We start from the raw sequence: 2,863 nt of genomic DNA on the forward strand, positions 1-2,863 counted from the left end.
ACTGAGTCGTGACCTGATGGTCTCGCTTCAGCAAATTGGGTATGTGACAGCTGTCGGTTGTTTTGTGAGCGTCGAACTTCGGTTTCATCTCGTCTTCACACACCGCAATCTGGCGCCTTCTCAGGTCAGCAAATTGCTTGGGTGTTATATGGTCAAGCCTCACGGGCAATTAGTATTGGTTAGCTCAACGCCTCACAGCGCTTACACACCCAACCTATCAACGTCGTAGTCTTCGACGGCCCTTCAGGGGACTCAAGGTCCCAGTGAGATCTCATCTTGAGGCTAGTTTCCCGCTTAGATGCTTTCAGCGGTTATCTATTCCGAACATAGCTACCCGGCAATGCCACTGGCGTGACAACCGGAACACCAGAGGTTCGTCCACTCCGGTCCTCTCGTACTAGGAGCAGCCCCTCTCAAATCTCAAACGTCCACGGCAGATAGGGACCGAACTGTCTCACGACGTTCTAAACCCAGCTCGCGTACCACTTTAAATGGCGAACAGCCATACCCTTGGGACCGGCTTCAGCCCCAGGATGTGATGAGCCGACATCGAGGTGCCAAACACCGCCGTCGATATGAACTCTTGGGCGGTATCAGCCTGTTATCCCCGGAGTACCTTTTATCCGTTGAGCGATGGCCCTTCCATACAGAACCACCGGATCACTAAGACCTACTTTCGTACCTGCTCGACGTGTCTGTCTCGCAGTCAAGCGCGCTTTTGCCTTTATACTCTACGACCGATTTCCGACCGGTCTGAGCGCACCTTCGTACTCCTCCGTTACTCTTTAGGAGGAGACCGCCCCAGTCAAACTACCCACCATACACTGTCCTCGATCCGGATAACGGACCTGAGTTAGAACCTCAAAGTTGCCAGGGTGGTATTTCAAGGTTGGCTCCACGCGAACTGGCGTCCACGCTTCAAAGCCTCCCACCTATCCTACACAAGCAAATTCAAAGTCCAGTGCAAAGCTATAGTAAAGGTTCACGGGGTCTTTCCGTCTAGCCGCGGATACACTGCATCTTCACAGCGATTTCAATTTCACTGAGTCTCGGGTGGAGACAGCGCCGCCATCGTTACGCCATTCGTGCAGGTCGGAACTTACCCGACAAGGAATTTCGCTACCTTAGGACCGTTATAGTTACGGCCGCCGTTTACCGGGGCTTCGATCAAGAGCTTCGCGTTAGCTAACCCCATCAATTAACCTTCCGGCACCGGGCAGGCGTCACACCCTATACGTCCACTTTCGTGTTTGCAGAGTGCTGTGTTTTTAATAAACAGTCGCAGCGGCCTGGTATCTTCGACCGGCATGAGCTTACGGAGCAAGTCCTTCACCCTCACCGGCGCACCTTCTCCCGAAGTTACGGTGCCATTTTGCCTAGTTCCTTCACCCGAGTTCTCTCAAGCGCCTTGGTATTCTCTACCCAACCACCTGTGTCGGTTTGGGGTACGGTTCCTGGTTACCTGAAGCTTAGAAGCTTTTCTTGGAAGCATGGCATCAACCACTTCGTCGTCTAAAAGACGACTCGTCATCAGCTCTCGGCCTTAAGATCCCGGATTTACCTAAGATCTCAGCCTACCACCTTAAACTTGGACAACCAACGCCAAGCTGGCCTAGCCTTCTCCGTCCCTCCATCGCAATAACCAGAAGTACAGGAATATTAACCTGTTTTCCATCGACTACGCTTTTCAGCCTCGCCTTAGGGACCGACTAACCCTGCGTCGATTAACGTTGCGCAGGAAACCTTGGTCTTTCGGCGTGGGTGTTTTTCACACCCATTGTCGTTACTCATGTCAGCATTCGCACTTCTGATACCTCCAGCAAGCTTCTCAACTCACCTTCACAGGCTTACAGAACGCTCCTCTACCGCATCACTTACGTGATACCCGTAGCTTCGGTGTATGGTTTGAGCCCCGTTACATCTTCCGCGCAGGCCGACTCGACTAGTGAGCTATTACGCTTTCTTTAAAGGGTGGCTGCTTCTAAGCCAACCTCCTAGCTGTCTAAGCCTTCCCACATCGTTTCCCACTTAACCATAACTTTGGGACCTTAGCTGACGGTCTGGGTTGTTTCCCTTTTCACGACGGACGTTAGCACCCGCCGTGTGTCTCCCATGCTCGGCACTTGTAGGTATTCGGAGTTTGCATCGGTTTGGTAAGTCGGGATGACCCCCTAGCCGAAACAGTGCTCTACCCCCTACAGTGATACATGAGGCGCTACCTAAATAGCTTTCGAGGAGAACCAGCTATCTCCGAGCTTGATTAGCCTTTCACTCCGATCCACAGGTCATCCGCTAACTTTTCAACGGTAGTCGGTTCGGTCCTCCAGTTAGTGTTACCCAACCTTCAACCTGCCCATGGATAGATCGCCCGGTTTCGGGTCTATTCCCAGCGACTAGACGCCCTATTAAGACTCGCTTTCGCTACGCCTCCCCTATTCGGTTAAGCTCGCCACTGAAAATAAGTCGCTGACCCATTATACAAAAGGTACGCAGTCACCCAACAAAGTGGGCTCCCACTGCTTGTACGCATACGGTTTCAGGATCTATTTCACTCCCCTCTCCGGGGTTCTTTTCGCCTTTCCCTCACGGTACTAGTTCACTATCGGTCAGTCAGTAGTATTTAGCCTTGGAGGATGGTCCCCCCATATTCAGACAAAGTTTCTCGTGCTCCGTCCTACTCGATTTCATGACTAAGAGATTTTCGCGTACAGGGCTATCACCCACTATGGCCGCACTTTCCAGAGCGTTCCGCTAATCTCAAAGCCACTTAAGGGCTAGTCCCCGTTCGCTCGCCACTACTAAGGGAATCTCGGTTGATTTCTTTTCCTCAGGGTACTTAGATGTTTCAGTTCCCCTGGTTCGC

At 52.1% G+C, this 2,863-nt stretch carries 1 rRNA gene; it reads right to left on the bottom strand.

Annotated features, from left to right (window positions below):
* Positions 1-148: 148 nt before the first annotated feature.
* Positions 149-2,863: ribosomal RNA gene (locus tag JWR98_RS12205) — 23S ribosomal RNA — on the bottom strand; the annotation flags it as partial.

Origin of the sequence: Pseudomonas lactucae, from assembly GCF_016937615.1 — a bacterium.
Lineage (GTDB): Bacteria > Pseudomonadota > Gammaproteobacteria > Pseudomonadales > Pseudomonadaceae > Aquipseudomonas > Aquipseudomonas lactucae.